The sequence below is a fragment of the Marichromatium bheemlicum genome, from assembly GCF_012276755.1.
Classification (GTDB): domain Bacteria; phylum Pseudomonadota; class Gammaproteobacteria; order Chromatiales; family Chromatiaceae; genus Marichromatium; species Marichromatium bheemlicum.
Genome location: NZ_JAAXKX010000011.1, coordinates 19,024 through 35,301, shown reverse-complemented (window position 1 = coordinate 35,301; position 16,278 = coordinate 19,024). Strand labels below are relative to the sequence as shown.

General features: G+C 67.9%; 15 protein-coding genes. 9 read left to right on the top strand and 6 right to left on the bottom strand.

The window, feature by feature from the left end; translation table 11 throughout:
* Positions 1-34: 34 nt before the first annotated feature.
* The 4 genes from HF203_RS09115 to HF203_RS09100 are packed head-to-tail and all read left to right on the top strand — an operon-like array spanning position 35 to position 4,063.
* A complete protein-coding gene (locus tag HF203_RS09115) occupies positions 35-979 on the top strand; it encodes a glycosyltransferase (RefSeq protein ID WP_210424715.1) in 945 nt (314 codons plus the stop codon).
* Positions 976-2,265 (top strand): TolB-like translocation protein, encoded by a 1,290-nt coding sequence (locus tag HF203_RS09110; RefSeq protein ID WP_168668879.1) that lies wholly within the window; start codon positions 976-978, stop codon positions 2,263-2,265. The genes HF203_RS09115 and HF203_RS09110 overlap by 4 nt, the downstream gene beginning before the upstream one ends.
* On the top strand, positions 2,262-3,038 hold the full coding sequence (locus HF203_RS09105) for a polysaccharide deacetylase family protein (protein ID WP_168668877.1): 777 nt from the start codon (positions 2,262-2,264) through the stop codon (positions 3,036-3,038). Before HF203_RS09110 ends, HF203_RS09105 begins: the two co-directional genes overlap by 4 nt.
* Complete coding sequence (locus tag HF203_RS09100) at positions 3,035-4,063, top strand: glycosyltransferase family 2 protein (RefSeq protein WP_168668875.1); 1,029 nt, start codon at positions 3,035-3,037, stop codon at positions 4,061-4,063. The genes HF203_RS09105 and HF203_RS09100 overlap by 4 nt, the downstream gene beginning before the upstream one ends.
* Here HF203_RS09100 and HF203_RS09095 read toward each other — a convergent pair.
* The 6 genes from HF203_RS09095 to HF203_RS09070 form a co-directional block, all read right to left on the bottom strand.
* Entirely contained in the window at positions 4,053-6,140 is a 2,088-nt protein-coding gene (locus tag HF203_RS09095) for a sulfatase family protein (RefSeq protein WP_168668873.1), read from the bottom strand. The genes HF203_RS09100 and HF203_RS09095 overlap by 11 nt on opposite strands.
* Positions 6,137-7,042, bottom strand: coding sequence for a glycosyltransferase family 2 protein (locus HF203_RS09090; protein ID WP_168668871.1), 906 nt, complete (start codon positions 7,040-7,042; stop codon positions 6,137-6,139). The genes HF203_RS09095 and HF203_RS09090 overlap by 4 nt, the downstream gene beginning before the upstream one ends.
* Positions 7,026-7,982, bottom strand: a complete 957-nt coding sequence (locus HF203_RS09085; protein WP_168668869.1) for a sulfotransferase family protein — start codon at positions 7,980-7,982, stop codon at positions 7,026-7,028. Before HF203_RS09085 ends, HF203_RS09090 begins: the two co-directional genes overlap by 17 nt.
* Complete coding sequence (locus HF203_RS09080) at positions 7,966-8,982, bottom strand: glycosyltransferase (RefSeq protein WP_168668867.1); 1,017 nt, start codon at positions 8,980-8,982, stop codon at positions 7,966-7,968. Before HF203_RS09080 ends, HF203_RS09085 begins: the two co-directional genes overlap by 17 nt.
* Before the next feature lie 81 nt (positions 8,983-9,063).
* Positions 9,064-9,945: a putative capsular polysaccharide synthesis family protein gene (locus HF203_RS09075; RefSeq protein ID WP_168668865.1), complete on the bottom strand. Its 882-nt coding sequence runs from the start codon at positions 9,943-9,945 to the stop codon at positions 9,064-9,066.
* Positions 9,946-9,953: 8 nt separating this feature from the next.
* Complete coding sequence (locus tag HF203_RS09070) at positions 9,954-11,180, bottom strand: TIGR04063 family PEP-CTERM/XrtA system glycosyltransferase (protein ID WP_168668863.1); 1,227 nt, start codon at positions 11,178-11,180, stop codon at positions 9,954-9,956.
* A gap of 531 nt (positions 11,181-11,711) precedes the next feature.
* Here HF203_RS09070 and HF203_RS09065 point away from each other — a divergent pair.
* The 5 genes from HF203_RS09065 to HF203_RS09045 all read left to right on the top strand — a co-directional run bounded on the left by HF203_RS09065 (position 11,712) and on the right by HF203_RS09045 (position 16,243).
* Complete coding sequence (locus tag HF203_RS09065) at positions 11,712-12,023, top strand: hypothetical protein (protein ID WP_168668862.1); 312 nt, start codon at positions 11,712-11,714, stop codon at positions 12,021-12,023.
* A 68-nt stretch (positions 12,024-12,091) separates the two neighbouring features.
* The gene (locus HF203_RS09060; RefSeq protein ID WP_168668859.1) at positions 12,092-12,385 is read left to right on the top strand and encodes an HPr-rel-A system PqqD family peptide chaperone; all 294 of its coding nucleotides are present in this window, start codon (positions 12,092-12,094) and stop codon (positions 12,383-12,385) included.
* The gene (locus HF203_RS09055; RefSeq protein ID WP_343043902.1) at positions 12,382-13,299 is read left to right on the top strand and encodes an HprK-related kinase A; all 918 of its coding nucleotides are present in this window, start codon (positions 12,382-12,384) and stop codon (positions 13,297-13,299) included. The genes HF203_RS09060 and HF203_RS09055 overlap by 4 nt, the downstream gene beginning before the upstream one ends.
* Positions 13,296-14,411, top strand: a complete 1,116-nt coding sequence (locus HF203_RS09050; RefSeq protein ID WP_168668857.1) for a nucleotidyltransferase domain-containing protein — start codon at positions 13,296-13,298, stop codon at positions 14,409-14,411. The genes HF203_RS09055 and HF203_RS09050 overlap by 4 nt, the downstream gene beginning before the upstream one ends.
* A gap of 443 nt (positions 14,412-14,854) precedes the next feature.
* A complete protein-coding gene (locus HF203_RS09045; protein WP_168668855.1) occupies positions 14,855-16,243 on the top strand; it encodes a TIGR03013 family XrtA/PEP-CTERM system glycosyltransferase in 1,389 nt (462 codons plus the stop codon).
* Positions 16,244-16,278: the final 35 nt, after the last annotated feature.

Sequence of the window (16,278 nt, the reverse complement as noted above, 5' to 3'; positions counted from 1 at the left end):
GAGACCCGTGACGATCAATACGGAAGCATCCACCATGAGCGAGACTGTCGCCGCCGAGCCCGAGTTGATCTCGGTGATCATGCCTTGTTACAACGCCGAGCGTTTCGTCGCCGCGGCGGTCGATAGCGTGCTCGGGCAGGGCTATCGACAGGTCGAGCTGATCGTGGTCGACGACGGTTCGAGCGACGGCTCGATCGAGATCCTGCGCGGTTATGGCGAGCGGTTGCGGCTGCTCACCCAGCGCAACCAGGGACCCTATGTCGCCCGTAACCATGGTTTGCAGGCGGCGCGTGGCGCCTATGTCGCCTTCCTCGACGCTGATGATTGGTGGCGCGAGGACTGTCTGGAACGGTTGCAGACGGCGCTGGCAGCCTGTCCGAGCTGTGTGTTGGCCTATTGCGGCTGGCAAAGCGTGGGGTTGCCGGGGCGCCGGGGCGAGCCCTTCGTGCCCCCCGACTACGAGGCCGAGGACAAGGCCGCGCGTTTCCTACGCGGTGCCGCGCCCTGGCCGATCCATGCCGCGTTGGTGCGGCGTGCCCCCCTCGTCGCCGCCGGCGGATTCCGGCTCGACCTGCCGACCTGCATGGACTACGACCTCTGGCTGCGTCTCGGCGTGTCCCAGCGGATCGTTCGCGTGCCCGAGGTCATGGCCTTCTACCGCCATCATGACGGGGGGCAGATCACCGCCCAGCAGTGGCGCCAGGCGCGCAACAGCTGGCTGGTCAAGCGAGGCTTCGTGCGGCGCGCGCCTCAGGCGGTCGCGCACCTCTCACGTGCCGAGCGGCGCGCGCTGATCGATGGTGGGTTGCTGCGCCGCGGCTACGACAATTTCTGGCGTCGTGATCTGGTCTCGGCGCAGCGGATCTTCCGCCGGGCGCTGTTCACCCGGGCCTGGGGGGGCGGCGACCTGAAATATCTGTTGCCGGCCTGGCTGCCGGCCCCGGTGTTTCAGTGGTTGGTCGGGGCGAGGGATCGATGATGACACCCTATCGGCAGCTGCGTGATACCCGGTTGCTGCCCTGGCGGCTACGCAATCGTCTCGAGTGCTGGGTCGAGGAGGTCGCCCGCTGTCGCTATCCGGCGCTCTATCGCTGGCTCCATCTCGGGGATGCGCGCTCCCACCTGCGGGCGGTGACCGAGACGCCCGGCCACCACTTCTTCGGCTATTACGACAAATCACCCTGGAACTCCACCGGGGAGGTGTTGCTGGCGCACCGCGCGGCATTCAACGATCGTGCCCCGAGCGCCGAGGACGTGCTCGAGCTGGTGCAGATCGACGTCGAGCGCGGTGTGGCGCGGACCTTTGCGCAGACCCGCGCCTGGAACTGGCAGCAGGGGGCGATGTTGCAGTGGCATCCGCAGTGCCCGCGCTCCCAGGTGATCTACAACGACCGTCGCGACGGCAGGTTCGTTGCCGTCGTACACGATCTCGAGTGCGGCGAGCGGTGTTGTTATCGACACCCGCTCTATGCCGTGCTCGCCGATGGCCGCCAGGGGTTCAGCCTCAACTTCGCGCGGCTGGCGGTGCATCGTCCCGGCTACGGCTATGCCGGGCTCGAGGATCCCTATGCCCGCGAGCGGGCACCGGCCGACGACGGTCTCTGGCACCTCGATCTCGAGACTGGCGAGGCGCAGCTGGTGGTGTCGCTGGCGCAGCTCGCAGCACGCGACCCCAAGCCATCGATGCGCGATGCCTGGCACTATGTCAACCATATCCAGCCCTCGCGTGGTGGGGCACGCCTGGCCTTCTTCCACGTCTGGCACCGCGACGGTCAGGGCTGGGAGGTGCGTCTGTATAGCTGTCGTCCGGATGGCAGCGGGCTGCGTTGTCTGCTCGATACCGGCTTCATCTCCCACTACGATTGGCGCGACGACGAGGTGTTGTTGGTCTGGGCCAACCGCGGCCCGGGGCAGGCGCCTTGTTTCCAGCGCATCGATCATCGCGCCGCCGCGCCCGAGCCCTTTGCCGTGGACACGGTGCACGAGGACGGACACTGTTCGTTCTCTCCGGACCTGCGCTGGGTGATCAACGACACCTATCCGGATCGGCATCAGATGCGTACCTTGATGTTGCTGGACGCGACCACCGGAGCACGGCGCGACCTCGCCCGGCTGTATTCGCCGAAGGCGCAGTGGTGGGGGGAGTTGCGCTGCGACCTGCACCCGCGCTGGAGTCGTGATGGCCGCCAGGTGTGCATCGACTCGGTCCATCACGGTAGCCGCCAGCTCTATGTCATCGACCTGGCGCCCTGGATCGGCCGATGAAGCGAGTCGCGATCCTGATGTATCACCAAGTCGAGGTGGCGCGACCGGCCGGGCGCTTCGTCTGTCACGCCGCGACCTTCGCGCGTCAGATGGCGTGGTTGCGCGCCAGCGGTGTCGCGCTGGTGTCAGTGGCCGATGTCGCTCGGGCCGCGCGTGGTGAGGCCGACATCGCCGCGGGCGCGGTCGCGGTGAGCTTCGACGATGGGTATGCCGGTGTCATCGAGGCGGCGCTACCGGCGCTCGAGCGGCATGCCATCCCGGCAACCCTGTTCGCCGTCGCCGGCCGTCTCGGCGGGCGTGACGACTGGCAAGGCGGTGGTGCCGCGTTGCTCGATGCGTCCGGGTTGCGCGCGCTGCAGGCGCGCGGGGTCGAGATCGGGAGCCATGCGCTCAGCCATGTGCGGCTGAGCGGGCTGGGCGACGCCGCGCTGGAGGCGGAGCTGCAGCACAGTCGTGCCCGTCTGGCCGAGGTCCTGGGGCGTCCGGTCGAGCTGTTGGCCTACCCCTATGGCGACTGCGATGCGCGGGTCATCGCACAGGCCCGTGCGGTGGGCTATCTCGGTGCCTGCTCGACACGCTCGGGTTTCAATGTCGACGGTGTCGATCCCTTTGCGCTGCGTCGGATCGACATCGATGGTCGCGATGGTCTGCATACCTTTCGGAGAAAGGTGATGTTCGGGACCAATCGCTGGACGATGCGCGATGAGGCGCGTTATTTCGGTTCACGACTGTGGTTGCGCCTGTCCGGGCGGCGACAGGGAGGCAAGCGATGAGCGCTGAGGCATCATCGGCAGAACACCCCTTTGTTTCGGTCATCATCCCGGTGCTCGACGGTGTCGACGAGGTCGACGGTTGTATCGCCGCGCTCAGGGCGCAGCGTTATCCGTCGACGTGCTTCGAGATCTTGGTGGTCGATAACGGCTCGAGCGACGGTACCCCGGAGGCGCTCGCGGCGTTGGGGGTGCGTTGTCTGGTGCGGGCCGAGCGCGGGCGCTCACGGGCGTTGAACACGGGGCTTGCAGCGGCGCGTGGTGAGATCATCTGCACCACCGATATCTCCTGCCGCCCCGAGCCGCAGTGGATCGCGGAGGTAGTGGAGAGCTTTGCCGATCCCGCCGTCGGTTGCGTGGCCGGTGAGATCGTCCAACTCGGCGATGCCGACGGGGTGGCGCTGCGCTATCAGGCTCGCAACGGCTACATGTCGCCGCTCGCCGCCGCCGGACGGATCCGTGCCCCCTTCATGCCCTATGCCGATGGCGCCAATGCCTCCTTCCGGCGCGCGCTGTTCGAGCGCATCGGCCCCTTCGAGGAGTCGTTCATCAAGGCCGCCGATGTCGAGATCTGCTATCGGATGCTGTTGTTGACCGACTATCACATCGCCTTCAACCCGCGGGCGCGGGTCGGTGAGCCGGGCGAGCCGAGCCTGCGTGCACTGTTGCGCCAGCGCTATCGCATCGGGGTCGGTCAAGTGTTGTTGCAGATCCGCTTTCCGGGTCTGTTTGCTGCGCTCGATGGGACCTCGTGGCGTGCCCGTTATTGGGGGCTGCGCGAGGCGCTGTTGCGGTTGGCCGACGTGCCTGGGCTCGTGTTCAGGGCGCTCTATCGTGGCCAGGCGCGGGCGCGGTTGGCCGATCGGGTCATCGGACTGATGATGCGCATGGTCCAGCGCCTGGGCTTCAGGGTCGGGGTGCGGCGGCTGCGGCTGTGGTTGCAGCGGCCGCAGCCGCTGCACGTATCGCGCATGGAGGACTATGTCGCGGGACGTTGGTCGGTGGCCGCCCGGGTGGTCAGACACTGAGCCCGGGTTCGAGCTGCGAGACGAGTCGGGCGCGCAGCCGGGTGACGATCTCGGGGTGGATGGCGGCGAGGTCGTGACGACAGTCGGGATCGTGTCTGAGGTCGAACAGCTGCCAGATCGCACCCGTGGTCAGCGGTTGATAGGTCAGCTTCCAGCACCCCTCGCGCACCATCCGATCCTTGGCGCGGACCACCAGCTCGGCGTACTCGGGACGGATGGCGAGGGTGCCGCTGCGATGATCGGGTACGTCGAGCAGGCCCAGTAGATCGGGGTAGCGCAGATGGCCCTCGGGCATCCCCGGCAGGTCGGTCAGCCAGATCCCGCTCTCGGTGTAGGCGGTGAGCGCGGGTGCGGGCGCGCCGCCGAGACAGACGGCGAGTGAGACCCCGTCCATCGTCGGCGGCGGGCGCAGCCCGCAGCGCGCGAGCAGGGTGGGGGCGAGGTCGACGCTGCGCACGATCCCCTCGACGCGGTGTCCGCCGCGCTCGAGCGGGTCGCGCACGATCAGCGGGATGCGCGCGCTGTGGTCGCTCAGCACGCTGTTGCCCTGGCCCCAGGTGTCGTGCTCGAAGAACTCCATGCCGTGGTCGCTGTAGATCACCACCAGGGTGCGATCGGCGAGACCACAGTGCTCTAGGTGTTCGAGGATGGCGCCGACCTCGTCGTCGAAGCGCTTCACGCAGCCGTCGTAGAGCCTGAGGATCTGGTCGAGGTCGAACTCGCGTCTCGGCTCGCCCTGACGGCGGATGATCTCGAAGGGGTCGGTGAGGCGCGCCATCGCGAACTTCGACGGCCCACTGTAGTCGGGCTCGGCGTAGCGGGCGTAGTAGGGGTGTTCGCAGGCGAAGGGCGGGTGGGTGGTGGAGAAGAAGGCGTTGAGCAGGAAGGGGCGTTCGTCCTCGGCCAGCCGGCTGAGTCGGGTGCGCACCTCGGTGCCGAGCGCGTCGGTCGAGGGGATCCCGCCGAGATAGTAGACCTCGGGCAGCAGCCGCTTGCCGAGCCGGTTGTGGAGGAACAGCGAGAGGAAGAGTCGCAGGTCCTTGGGGCCCTGGCGCAGCAGATAGCGCAGGTTCCAGGAGTCCTCGGGCAGATCGAGCCGATCGAAACCGAAGTCGAACTTGCCGAGATCGGCGCCACACCAGTCGCTGATCGCCTCGCTGCGATAACCCGCCGCGCCGAGCAACCGCGGTAGGCTCGCCACCCGTAGCCGGGTGGCGGCGTCGGCGACGAAGTTGTCGCGGATCCCGTGAGTCTGTGGCCAGGTGCCGGTGAGCAGCGAGATCAGGCTCGGTGCGGTCCGCCCGCAGGGCACGTAGCAGTGCGCGAACTGGGTGCCGGCGGCGGCGAGCGCGTCGATGTTGGGGGTCAGACCCCGCGGGTGTCCGGCGCAGCCGAGCCAGTCGGCGCGCAGGGTGTCGCAGCCGATCAACAGCAGGTTGGGGCGCTCGCGGCTGCCGGCGCGCCCCGGGCGTGCCGGGGCGTGTGGCCGGTGAGCGGCGAGCGCGGCGATGATCAGCAACAGCGCCAGGGTGGCGAGCAGCAGCAGGCTCCCGGCCCGGTCGCCGGTGCGCGCCGGGGCCAGCGCCCCGAACAGCATCGGTACCAGCCCGGCGACGAGTAGTCCCCACTCGATGCGCTGCAACCGCGCCGGGCTGAGCCGCGCCCACAGTGGATAGAGGCGGCTGATGCGATAGTGCGAGGACGCGACGATCAGCCCAGGGTTGTACAGCAGGGCGTGGATGAAGCGCCACAGGGTGGCGCCGGTGATCGCCAGGGCGGCGGCGAGCGCCCCGCCGAGCCCCCCCGGTTGGTGACCGAGCAGGGGGGCGATCCCCTGCCACCACAGTGCCCCGGCCAACGCCCAGTAGCCAGCGACCACGAGCGCCCAGCCGGCCAGCCGGAGCAGCGCCCAGACAGCATAGCCTTGGAAGCGCTGTAACACCTCGGTCGGCAGCACCGGACCGGCGGTGGTGTAGTCGCGTATCGACTTGAGGGTGAGCGCCAGGGTGAAGGCCAGCGCCGTGAGTAGGGCTGCGCCGTGAACGGTGACGATGAGTTGCGCGAGCGTTGCGGTCAAAGCGCCCGTCCCGCACCCATCGCGGCGAGTAGCCCGAGCAGCATCCGGCCCCGGCTCAGCGGCGCCAGCGCCAGCCCCTGGGCGAGGTGCAGCATAGCCCGGCCGCGGCGCCCGGTGCGGTACTCCCACTTGGCGTAATCGGCGAGCACGCCGGCATAACCGGCACGCCACAGTCGATTACGGGCTGCGGCGGGGAGCAGATGACGGTTCTTGCGCATCACCCGCAGTGCAGCCGCGCGCATCACCTCGAGGTTGCGGCTCATGCTCCCGGGGTGCTTGACCACCAGGGTCAGGGGCTCGTCGATGCAGGCATAGCCGCTGACCGCGGCCAGGCGCATCCACATGTCGATGTCCTCGAGGCTGCGCAGGGTCTCGTCGAAGCCGCCGACCCGGGCGAACAGGTCGCGCCTGACCATCACCCCCGAGCCGCTGCCGGGGACGGCGCCGTTGCGCAGGAACAGGGTCTCGAGCAGGGCGTCCCCGTCACCGGGACAGTCCCAGTGGTTGAGCAGCCTGCCCGCCGGGTCCTCGACCCGGGTGCGGGTGGAGCAGAAGCCGAGCGTGGGGTCGGACTCGAGCCGCGCGAGCTGGCGGGCGAGCTTGTCGGGGTGCCAGCGGTCGTCGGCGTCGAGAAAGGCGACGAAGGTACCTCGGGCCTCGGCGATGCCGCGGTTGCGGGCGTTCGACAGGCCGCCGTTGGGCTGGCGGATCACCCGGATGCGCTCGCCGAACCCGACGAGCCGCTCGGCGGTGGCGTCGCGGCTGCCGTCGTCGATCACCACCACCTCGACCCCGGCGAGGGTCTGGGCGAGCACGCTCTCGACCGCGCCGACGATGTGCGCGGCGGCGTCGTAGGCCGGGATCACTGCGCTCACCCGCGGGGTCTCAGGCGTCGCAGTCATAGCCGAGTTCCTCCATCAGCGGGCCGATGCGCGGCAGGATGCGCGCGATCGCCTCGGGGTTGCGGGTGCGCCACTTGGCCCGCTGGGGCGGGCCGGAGACGATGCTGGTGGGGCGCTGGTCGAGGGCGCGGCAGTGCGCGCGCAGCGGTTCGTCGAAGGGGATGCCGAGTCGCGCGAAGACCTCGGCGAAGACCGCTTCCGGTCGTGCCACCAGGTCCTCATAACGGATCTGGATCCATTGCTCGGCAGGGATCTCGGCGGCGGCGTCGAGCGCCATGCGGTTGGCGGTGAGCCACTGGTAGGCGCAGACCTCCTCGAGGCTGGCGTGGTTGTAGTCGCGCCAGCCCGGGGGCAGGAAGAAGTGCCACTGGGTGAACTCGCCGTCGTTGATCGCCACCGGCTCGGGGGATGGGCCGAAGAACGGCTCGAGCCCGAAGCCCCCATCGGTGCGGCCCTGGCGCCAGCCGTCGATCATCGAGCTGATGTTGTCGCGCCCGTCGCGATGGATGAAGACGAAGCGCGCCTCGGGAAAGAGGGCGTGGAGATAGGGCAGGCGCAGGGTGTTGATGCAGGTCTTGTCGAGCACCCAGCCGCCTCCCAGGTGCTGGTAGAAGAAGCGCAGCGCGGCGGCACGGTGTTCGGGGCGGGCGTCGGCACGGCCGGCGGCCTCCGAGGTCCAGCCGTTGTTGAGCGGGCCGTAGCACCCGTTCCACAGTCGCGGCACCTCGTAGCCGAGGCTCAGCAGCTGCGGCGCGGCGGCCAGGGTCTCGTAGGTCACGGTGGTGCCGGAGCGCGAGCAACCGACCAGGAACACCGGGTCGGGCATCCGGGGGCGGGTCAGGTCCCACCAGCGGCCACGCGCCCCGAGCCACAGCGCGCGCCGGTTCTTGGCGCGGATCTCGGGATCGCGCAGCTTGGCGAGCTTAGCGAGCGGGTGCATCCGGGTCACTCCCTGACGGTGATGTCGATCCGGCTCCACGCCTGCGCTGGGTGAAGCCCTTGAGCTCGCCGAGCGCGGCGGCGAGTCGGGTGAGATAGAAGCGTCGTGCCGGCCAACCGAGCGCGAACAGCGCGCGCAGGCCGTAGCCGAGGACCTTGCGTAGCATGTAACGCGGCGGCCAGCGTCGTTGACCGGCGGCGGGGCTGATGCGCAGTGTCGAGGCCGAGCGCTCATAGGCCTTGCGCAACACATAGCCGAGGGTCAGCCGGTTGGCCTCGACATAGTGGTACTGACACATCCCGGGGACATAGTGCAGTGGCGCGCCATCGGTCACGGCACGCTTGACCCACTCGATGTCCTCGGCGCCGCCGAGGTCGTGGCCGTGGGGGCCGAGTTCGAGGCGGAAGGGTCCGATGCGCTCGAACAGGCCCTGGCGGATGGCGAGGTTGCCACCGCCCGGGGTGGCGCTGCCAGGGACCACCGGGTGGGGCGCGGCGCCGAGGTCGAAGCGTGGTACCGGCAGCGGATAGATGCGGTAGGGCCCCTGGTCGTGGACCCAAGCCGGTTCGCTGCCGTCCCAGTCGGGGAGGATGCGACCACAGAAGAGTTCGGCCTCGGGGTGGGCGCGGGCGGCCTCGACCAGGGCGAGCAGATAGCCTGGATCGAGCCGGTGATCGTCGTCGACGAAGGCGATCAGCGGGGCGCGCGCCTGCGGCAGGGCGAGATTGAGCGCGTGGCTCTTGCCCGGCACCGGGTCGACGATCCAGCGCAGCGGCAACCGCGCGGTGTCGGGAGTGGCGGCGCGCGCGGCGAGCACTTGGGGCGTCTCGTCGCTGCAGGCGTTGGCGACCACGAAGACGCCGAGTGGACAGTCCGCCGGGCGCGCCGCCGTCTCCAGCGAGTCGAGCGCGCGCGTCAATAGCCGAGCGCGCTGATGGGTGCAGATCAGTATCTCGAGCGCCGGGTGTGACGGATAGTGCCGGCTCTGTTGGGTGCTCACCGCGATTGCCGTGCCGGTGGTCTATGTCGACGCCAGTGTGCCCGTGGCCGGTGACGGGACGGTTGCCGTACCGGTGCGGTGTCAGGCATGGCCACCTCCCCACTGGTGTCGGAGCCGGGCGATCTCGGTCTCGCCGTAGAAGTGACGCGCGAAGCGGGTGTCGTAAAGACGATCGAGATAGTCCGTTGGGAGCTGGACGTTGGCGATGAAGTCCTTGTACATCGAGTAGGCCGGATCCTCCTCGGTGACATGGGTCTGTTCGAGCCGGGGCACGTCGACCCCGAGGAACTCGGCGAAGGCGGCGGCATAGCAATCGTTGAGGCGCTCGACCTTGATCAGCAGTACGGCGATATCGGATTGGCGGATGATCTGATAGCCGCGCGCGATCGGAAAGGGCTGGGCGTAGACGTCGATACCGAAGGTGTCGCGGATCTCCTCGTCGAACCAGCATACCGGCTGGTCGTGCGGGAAGCGCTCGAGGAAGGTCTCGAGGATCTCGGCGTCGCCGAGCGCGCCCCGGGCGTGGCGGTCGAAGAAATCGGGGATGAAGTCCTCGATACTGAGGAAATAGACCGAGAGGTTGCGTGCCACCGGCTCGCGGAAGACGCTCACCAGATGCCAGGGACGGTGGTGTGGGCCGTGCTGCTGCAACTCCTGGCCGATGCGTCGGGCCATGCGCACGTTCAGCGGCAGGCGCCGCTCGGGGGCGCCGGCGAAGCGGTCGAGACGCTTGCGGATGTTGACCGGATTGAGCCAGTGGGTGTGGAACACCGGCATGCCCAGTCCGGCAGCCCGTAGGGTGTTGACCGTGGTCATCGAGCCGGCACGTCCCATCTGGTGGACCAGTAGCGCCGGGTCGCGACCTGCGAGGTGGGCCTCGAGGGCGGCGAGGCTGCGCCGGTTGCGGTGGCGGGTCTGCCAGGCATAGAGGTGCTGGCGTGCGCGCTGCAGACTGCGTTTCATCGTTGCTCCTATCTGCGCTCGCCGCGGCGGCGCTCGAGTACCTGCGTATAAGCCGGGCCATAGTGGGCGACACTGACGCGCCAGTTGCGTGTCTGCTCGACGAAGCGTCGTCCCGCCGCGCGCATCGCCGGCCAGTGCTCGCGTGCCTTGAGCATCGCCTCCACGGTGGAGACGAGGGCCGTGACGTCGCCGGCGCGAAACAGCCGTCCGGTCTCGCCGTCGCGGATCAGCTCGCGGTGTCCGCCGACGTCGGAGGCGACGAACACCCGCCCCTGGGCCATGGCCTCGAGCGGTTTGAGCGGAGTGACCAGCTCGGTGAGACGGATCGCGTGGCGGGGGTAGACCAGCAGGTCGATCAGGTCGTAGTAGCGCTGCACCTCCTGGTGCGGCACCCGCCCGGTGAAGCGGACCGCTGCGGCGATGCCGAGCTGCTCGGCGCGTGCGCGCAACGCCGCCTCCTGGGGACCGCCGCCGACCAGCAGCAGATGCAGCCCGGGGCGCTGTTGCAGCAGTCGTGGCAGCGCCTCGAGCAGCAGGTCGAGCCCCTCGTAGGCATAGAAGGAGCCGACGAAACCGATTACCTCGCCGTTGTCCTCGAGCCCGAGGCGGCGCGCCAGTACAGGGTCCGGCGCGGCACTCGGGCGGAAGTGTTCGAGATCGACGGCATTGGGGATCACGGTGACCCGCTGCGCCGGGATACCGCGGGCGATGATGTCGCCGCGCAGTCCCTCGCAGATGGTGAAGACGTGTGCGGCGTGGCGTAGCGCGTGCGTCTCGAGTGCGCGGGTGGCCTGGTAGCGCAGGCTGCCGGCGACGGTGGTGCCGTGATCGACCGCGGCATCCTCCCAGAAGGCGCGGACCTCGTAGACCACCGGGATGCCGAGCCGGCGGCCGACGCGGAGTGCGGGGAAGGCGTCGAGGACGGGGGAATGGGCGTGCAGCAGGTCGGGGAGGAGGTGCCGGGCAAGCTCGAACAGCCGCTGCTCGGTGGCGCGCATCTCCAGCCAGGGGCCGAGGACGGGGTGCGTGGCGAGTGCGCCACGTGGCGGTGCGGTGCGATGGAACTCGAGGCCGTCGCAGTGTTCGCTGTCAGCGCGCCGGTTGCCGTGGCGTGGTCCGGTGAGATGGCAGGTCTCCCAACCGAGTCGACGTTGTTCGCGAAGCAGGTTGGCGGTCCTGAAGGTATAGCCGGAGTGGAGCGGTAACGAATGGTCGAGGATGTGGAGGATGCGCATCGGGGCGGTCCTTGGGGCTCAGTCCGCACGGGGCCGGGGCGCATGTCTGCATGGCATTCGACAGCCTGGACGGTGCACGGCGTGGTCCTGTGTCTGGATGGGTGCGGAAAAGCTACGAAATGTGTAGGCTGTGCGTCAAGGTTGGCCTGGCGGGATCCTGTTTAAAGATGTTTTTTATCTTTGTATATAAAAAGATTATAGCCTTTCGTCGGGTTTGTGTGGTGACCTGGTGTTTTTGCGCTACGTGTGCGCACCGCGTCGCGGTACGGTATGCTCTCGATACTGGTCGGTGTGAGGTGTCTTGCATCGGTCAGGGGCCTGGACGTATGGCCGGTGTTGGGCGCCGGTCTCGTCTTGCGCCCGAGACGGGGCGTCGCCAAGAAGGGAAGGAGGGGCTCCCGCGCGGCGATCGCCTGTGGCGGGCCCCGGCGCAGATCGTCTGCGCGCGGGCGGCGCCCGTCCCGGGCGCCTGCTCCCATGGAGGTGCTGCGGGCCCGCAGAATCCGCTCAACATGCTGAAGAGATCCCTCAATGACTACTCCGAATCCCCCCGACACGGATCACGACGAGAACACCCACAGCCGTGCTCGCCGGCGTTTGCTCAAACAGGCGGCGGTGGCCGCGCCGATGGTGATGACCCTGCGCAGTGGTGCGGCCTTGGCGCAGAGCAGCGGTTGCGTCGATGTCGTCGAGTTCAACGCCCAGCGTGAGCTGGCACCCGGCGAGGCCTGCGACGGCATCCTCGAGGATGATCCCAATACCGGTGTCAGCCGCTGCAACGGCAACATCGTCACGGCCTCGTCGGCCACTTCGCTGGGGCCGGACGCGCCGCTGTGCCAGTGATGGGGCCGTGTGACGGGTGCGCGCTGGGTGCGCCGCTCTGGAGGTGAGCCGTGTCGGTGAGTTCGGCGATGGTGAGGCCCGTGCGCTGGCGACTCAGCTCCGCCCCGTTGCTCGAGGTCGTCTGGGATGGTGAGCGGCTGCTCTATCAGGGGGCCTCGGGCGAGACCCACTACCTCAATGCCGCCGGGTCGCAGGTGGTGGCGCGCCTGCATGAGGGCGAGGCGACTGTCGATGACCTACTCGCGGTGCTTGACCCCGCGCCCTCGGCGGGCGCTGCCGAGGTATTGCGTCGCAGCCAGCTCGAGGCCCTGCTGGCGCGTCTCGATGAGCTGGGGATCGTGATCGGGACCACGACGGCGTGAGGGTTGGCGATCTCGATATCGATGAGCTTGCCCGCCAGGTGCAGAGGCCCTGCGGGATCGATGTCTGTATCGGCCCCTTCCTGGTTAACCTGCAGCTCGGGCTGACCGCCTTGCTGCCGGTGCTGTGGCGGATGTGGGGCGACTACCCGCTGGCAGTGCCCGGTCAAGTCCGTGATTTCCATGTCCGTCTCGATCACCACGGGTGGCTGCGGCGGTGGTGGCGACCCCAGGCGCGCTTCACCGTCGATGGTCGCTCCCCCTTTCAGCCGCTGGCGGCGGCACACCATTTCCCGATGCTCGAGTGGGGGTTGAATTGGTGCGTGGCGCGGCGCGCTCACCATCTGTTGATGCTCCATGCCGCCGTGCTCGAACGTGGTGGACGCGCCCTGGTGTTGCCCGGGGCCCCTGGGGCCGGTAAATCGACCCTCTGCACCGCCTTGGCCCATCGCGGCTGGCGCCTGCTCTCCGACGAGTTCGGCTTGGTGGCCCCGCAACACGGGCGGTTGTTGCCGCTGCCGCGGCCGATCCCGCTGAAGAACGACTCGATCGAGGTGATCCGTGCCTTTGCGCCCGAGGCCGAGATCGGTCCCGCCTTCACCGGGACTCGCAAGGGCACGGTGGCACATGTGCGCCCACCGCGCGCGGCGGTGATGCGCATGGACGAGCCGGCAACCCCGGCTTGGGTGGTGTTCCCGCGATGGCAGGCCGAGGCCCCGACCCGGCTCGAGCCGTTGAACCGGAGCGATGCCTTTTTGATGGTGGCGGGCAACGCTTTCAACTATGAGCTGTGCGGTGAGGGTGGCTTCATCACCGTTGCTCGGTTGGTCGAGCGTTGTCGCTGCTATCGACTGGGCTATTCCGATCTCGACGCGGCCTTGGGCGTGCTCGGTGCGCTCGCGGAGACCGAACCATGAGCCAGCGTATGAACCGGTCACGTCACGCCGGCGCACTGCTGCTGCGTGCGCTGCGCGCCCCGGAGACGCTGCCGACACTGTCGTCTGCGGATTGGGACCTGTTGTTGCGGGCAGCGCGTCATACTCGCCTGCTCGGGCGCCTGGATGCCGATCTCGCCGCCCGGGGGCTGATTGAGCAATTGCCCGAGCGGGTTGCCCACCATCTGCATGCGGCACGCTGTCAGGTGCAATACCAGCAGCGGCGGCTGACCTGGGAGGTCGATCGCATCTTGCGTGCGCTCGATGGCGTCCCGGTCGAGGTGGTCGCGCTCAAAGGGGTCGCCTACGTTCTGGCCGAGACGGCGGCGGCGCGAGGCCGCCTGTTCTCGGATGTCGATCTGTTGATTGCCGAGGATGGGCTTGCCGAGGTCGAGCAACGTTTGCGGGCTCGGGGCTGGCAGGGCGCTGGTCTGTCGAGGTATGACGAGCGTTACTACCGTGAGTGGATGCACGAGCTGCCGCCGTTGCGACACCTCGAGCGCGACACCGAGATCGATTTGCACCATCGGCTACTGCCGCGCACCAATCGATTGCACTTCGATCCAGCGCCGTTGTTCGCGGCGAGCTGCAAGGTGGCCGGGCACGAGTCGCTACGGGTGCTCGGCGCGCCCGATATGGTGCTGCATGCGGTGCTCCACCTGTTTATGGAGGGGGATCGACACGAGGGCCTGCGGTTGCGTGACCTGGTCGATGTCTGGGACCTGCTCGGTCAATTCAGGGGGCGCGTGGGTTTTTGGCCGGCGCTACTCGACCGTGCCGAGCAGTTCGGGCTACAACGCCCGCTGTTTCATGCGTTGCATCATGTACACCAGCTCTTTGTCCTGGAGCTGCCGGTGGTGGTCGAGGCGCGATTGCGGCAGTGGCGGCCAGCGCCCCCGCTGGCGTGGCTGATGACGCGGCTGGTGCGCTTGTCTCTACTCCCCGATGCCGATGGCCGGGCCCCCCTGCGGGTGAGGGGCGCGCGGACCCTGATCTTTGCGCGCGCTCACTGGTTGCGGATGCCGTCATGGCTGTTGTTGCGTCATCTCGGATACAAGGGCAGCCTGCAACTGCGTACACTTTTTGGTGGTTGATGTTTGTGTCAGCCCCCTTTGTTTTTTCTGCTGGGGTATCTGAATCGATCCTTGTTTCGAATCGTTTTCGAGGTGCGTTCAGGGGGGCGGACAAGGAGCGGCCATTTGATTTTTTTGTACACGTAAGGTTAACCTCGACCGCAGGCCGATCAATCCCCGAGGTGATGTCATGGGCGCGAGAACCGTTCCTGTTGCAAGAAGGGGCGTGAAGGATGACAGGTGCGAAGCGGGACTGGACGCCGTGTGGATGCCGCGGGATCTCAAGGCTGGACTAAGGGCTCGAACAGGGTGGCGGATGACCCGGGTTCTCGTCAGGGCCCAGGGTCTAGTCGCGCGACTTCCATGAGATAGGCGCCGCCCCGACCTGGGCGATCGAAGAGGATCGCTCTGTCGCCATCGGTCGGCGTCGCGCTCTGTTCGTCATCGCCAGGTGTTCCCCGCCCATGCGTTCCATCCGAATCTTCCGTCACTATATGCGTCTACCCCTGCTGATCCTGGCCGGGATCGAGGGGTTGGTCTTCGCCACCTGTTTCCATGCCAGCCTCCATCTGCGGTGGTGGTCGATCGGGGCCGAGGTGCCGGCCGATATCGCCGGGGTCTCGCTCTATTCCGTGGTGCTGGCGGTCGTCTTCGTGCTCTCGATGGGGGCGATGGGGCTCTACGAGGCGAGCTTCAGGGAGGGGTGGTGGGGATCGCTGCTACGGATCGTGCTGGCGGTGTTGCTCGGTGCCGTGGCGCTGGCGGTGCTCTCCTTCAGCTTCCCACACATCGAGCTGTGGCGCAGTATCCTGGCCTTGACCGTGGTGCTATCGATCACCGCCGTCATCGCATTGCGGCTGCTCTCCTATGTCATCAAGCCGGGCATCTTCAAACGGCGGGTCTTGGTGCTCGGTGCCGGGCCACTCGCCGAGGCGGTGATGGCCGCCAATCCACGTGGCCTCGACATCGTCGGGCTGGTGCCGTTGCAGGCCGAGGCCGCCGAACAGGACGTGCCGGGCTGCATCCCCTATGACCGGCCGTTGCTGCGCATCATTACCGAGACCCAGGCCGATGAGCTGGTGGTGGCGGTCAAGGATCGGCGCGGCAAGCTGCCGATCGAGGAGCTACTCGACTGTCGCATGGCTGGCATCGAGGTGCTCGAGCCGCAGGGGTTCTTCGAGCGCGAGATGGGCGTGGTCAAGCTCGATTTGTTGAATCCGAGCTGGCTGATGCTCTCCGATGGCTTTCGGCATGGCGCGATGACGATGCTGCTCAAGCGGTTGTTCGACGTGCTGGTGTCGGTGGTCTTTCTGGTGTTGCTGTGGCCGGTGATGCTGATCACCGCGCTGGCGATCGCCGTCGAGAGCCGTTTTCGCCACCCGGTGTTCTATCGTCAGACCCGCATCGGTGAGAACGGGCTACCGTTCGATGTGGTCAAGTTCCGCAGTATGCGGGTCGACGCCGAGGCCGATGGCCGACCGCGCTGGGCGACCAAGAACGACTCGCGCATCACCCGCGTCGGGCGCTTCATCCGCAAGACCCGGATCGACGAGCTGCCGCAGATCTTCAATGTCCTCAAGGGCGAGATGAGCTTTGTCGGGCCGCGGCCGGAGCGGCCCGAGTTCGTCGCCACCCTGGCGCGCAAGTACGACTACTACGCCGCGCGTCATCGCGTCAAACCCGGGCTGACCGGCTGGGCGCAGCTCTGCTATCCCTATGGCAGCTCCGAGGAGGATGCGCTGCGTAAGCTCGAGTACGACCTCTACTACGTCAAGAACTACAGCATCTTCCTCGATCTGCTGATCCTGATCGAGACGGTCGAGGTGGTGGTCTTCGGCAAGGGGGCGGTCTAGGGGCGGCTCGGACGCGTGACCGTCCGAGCGCAGCG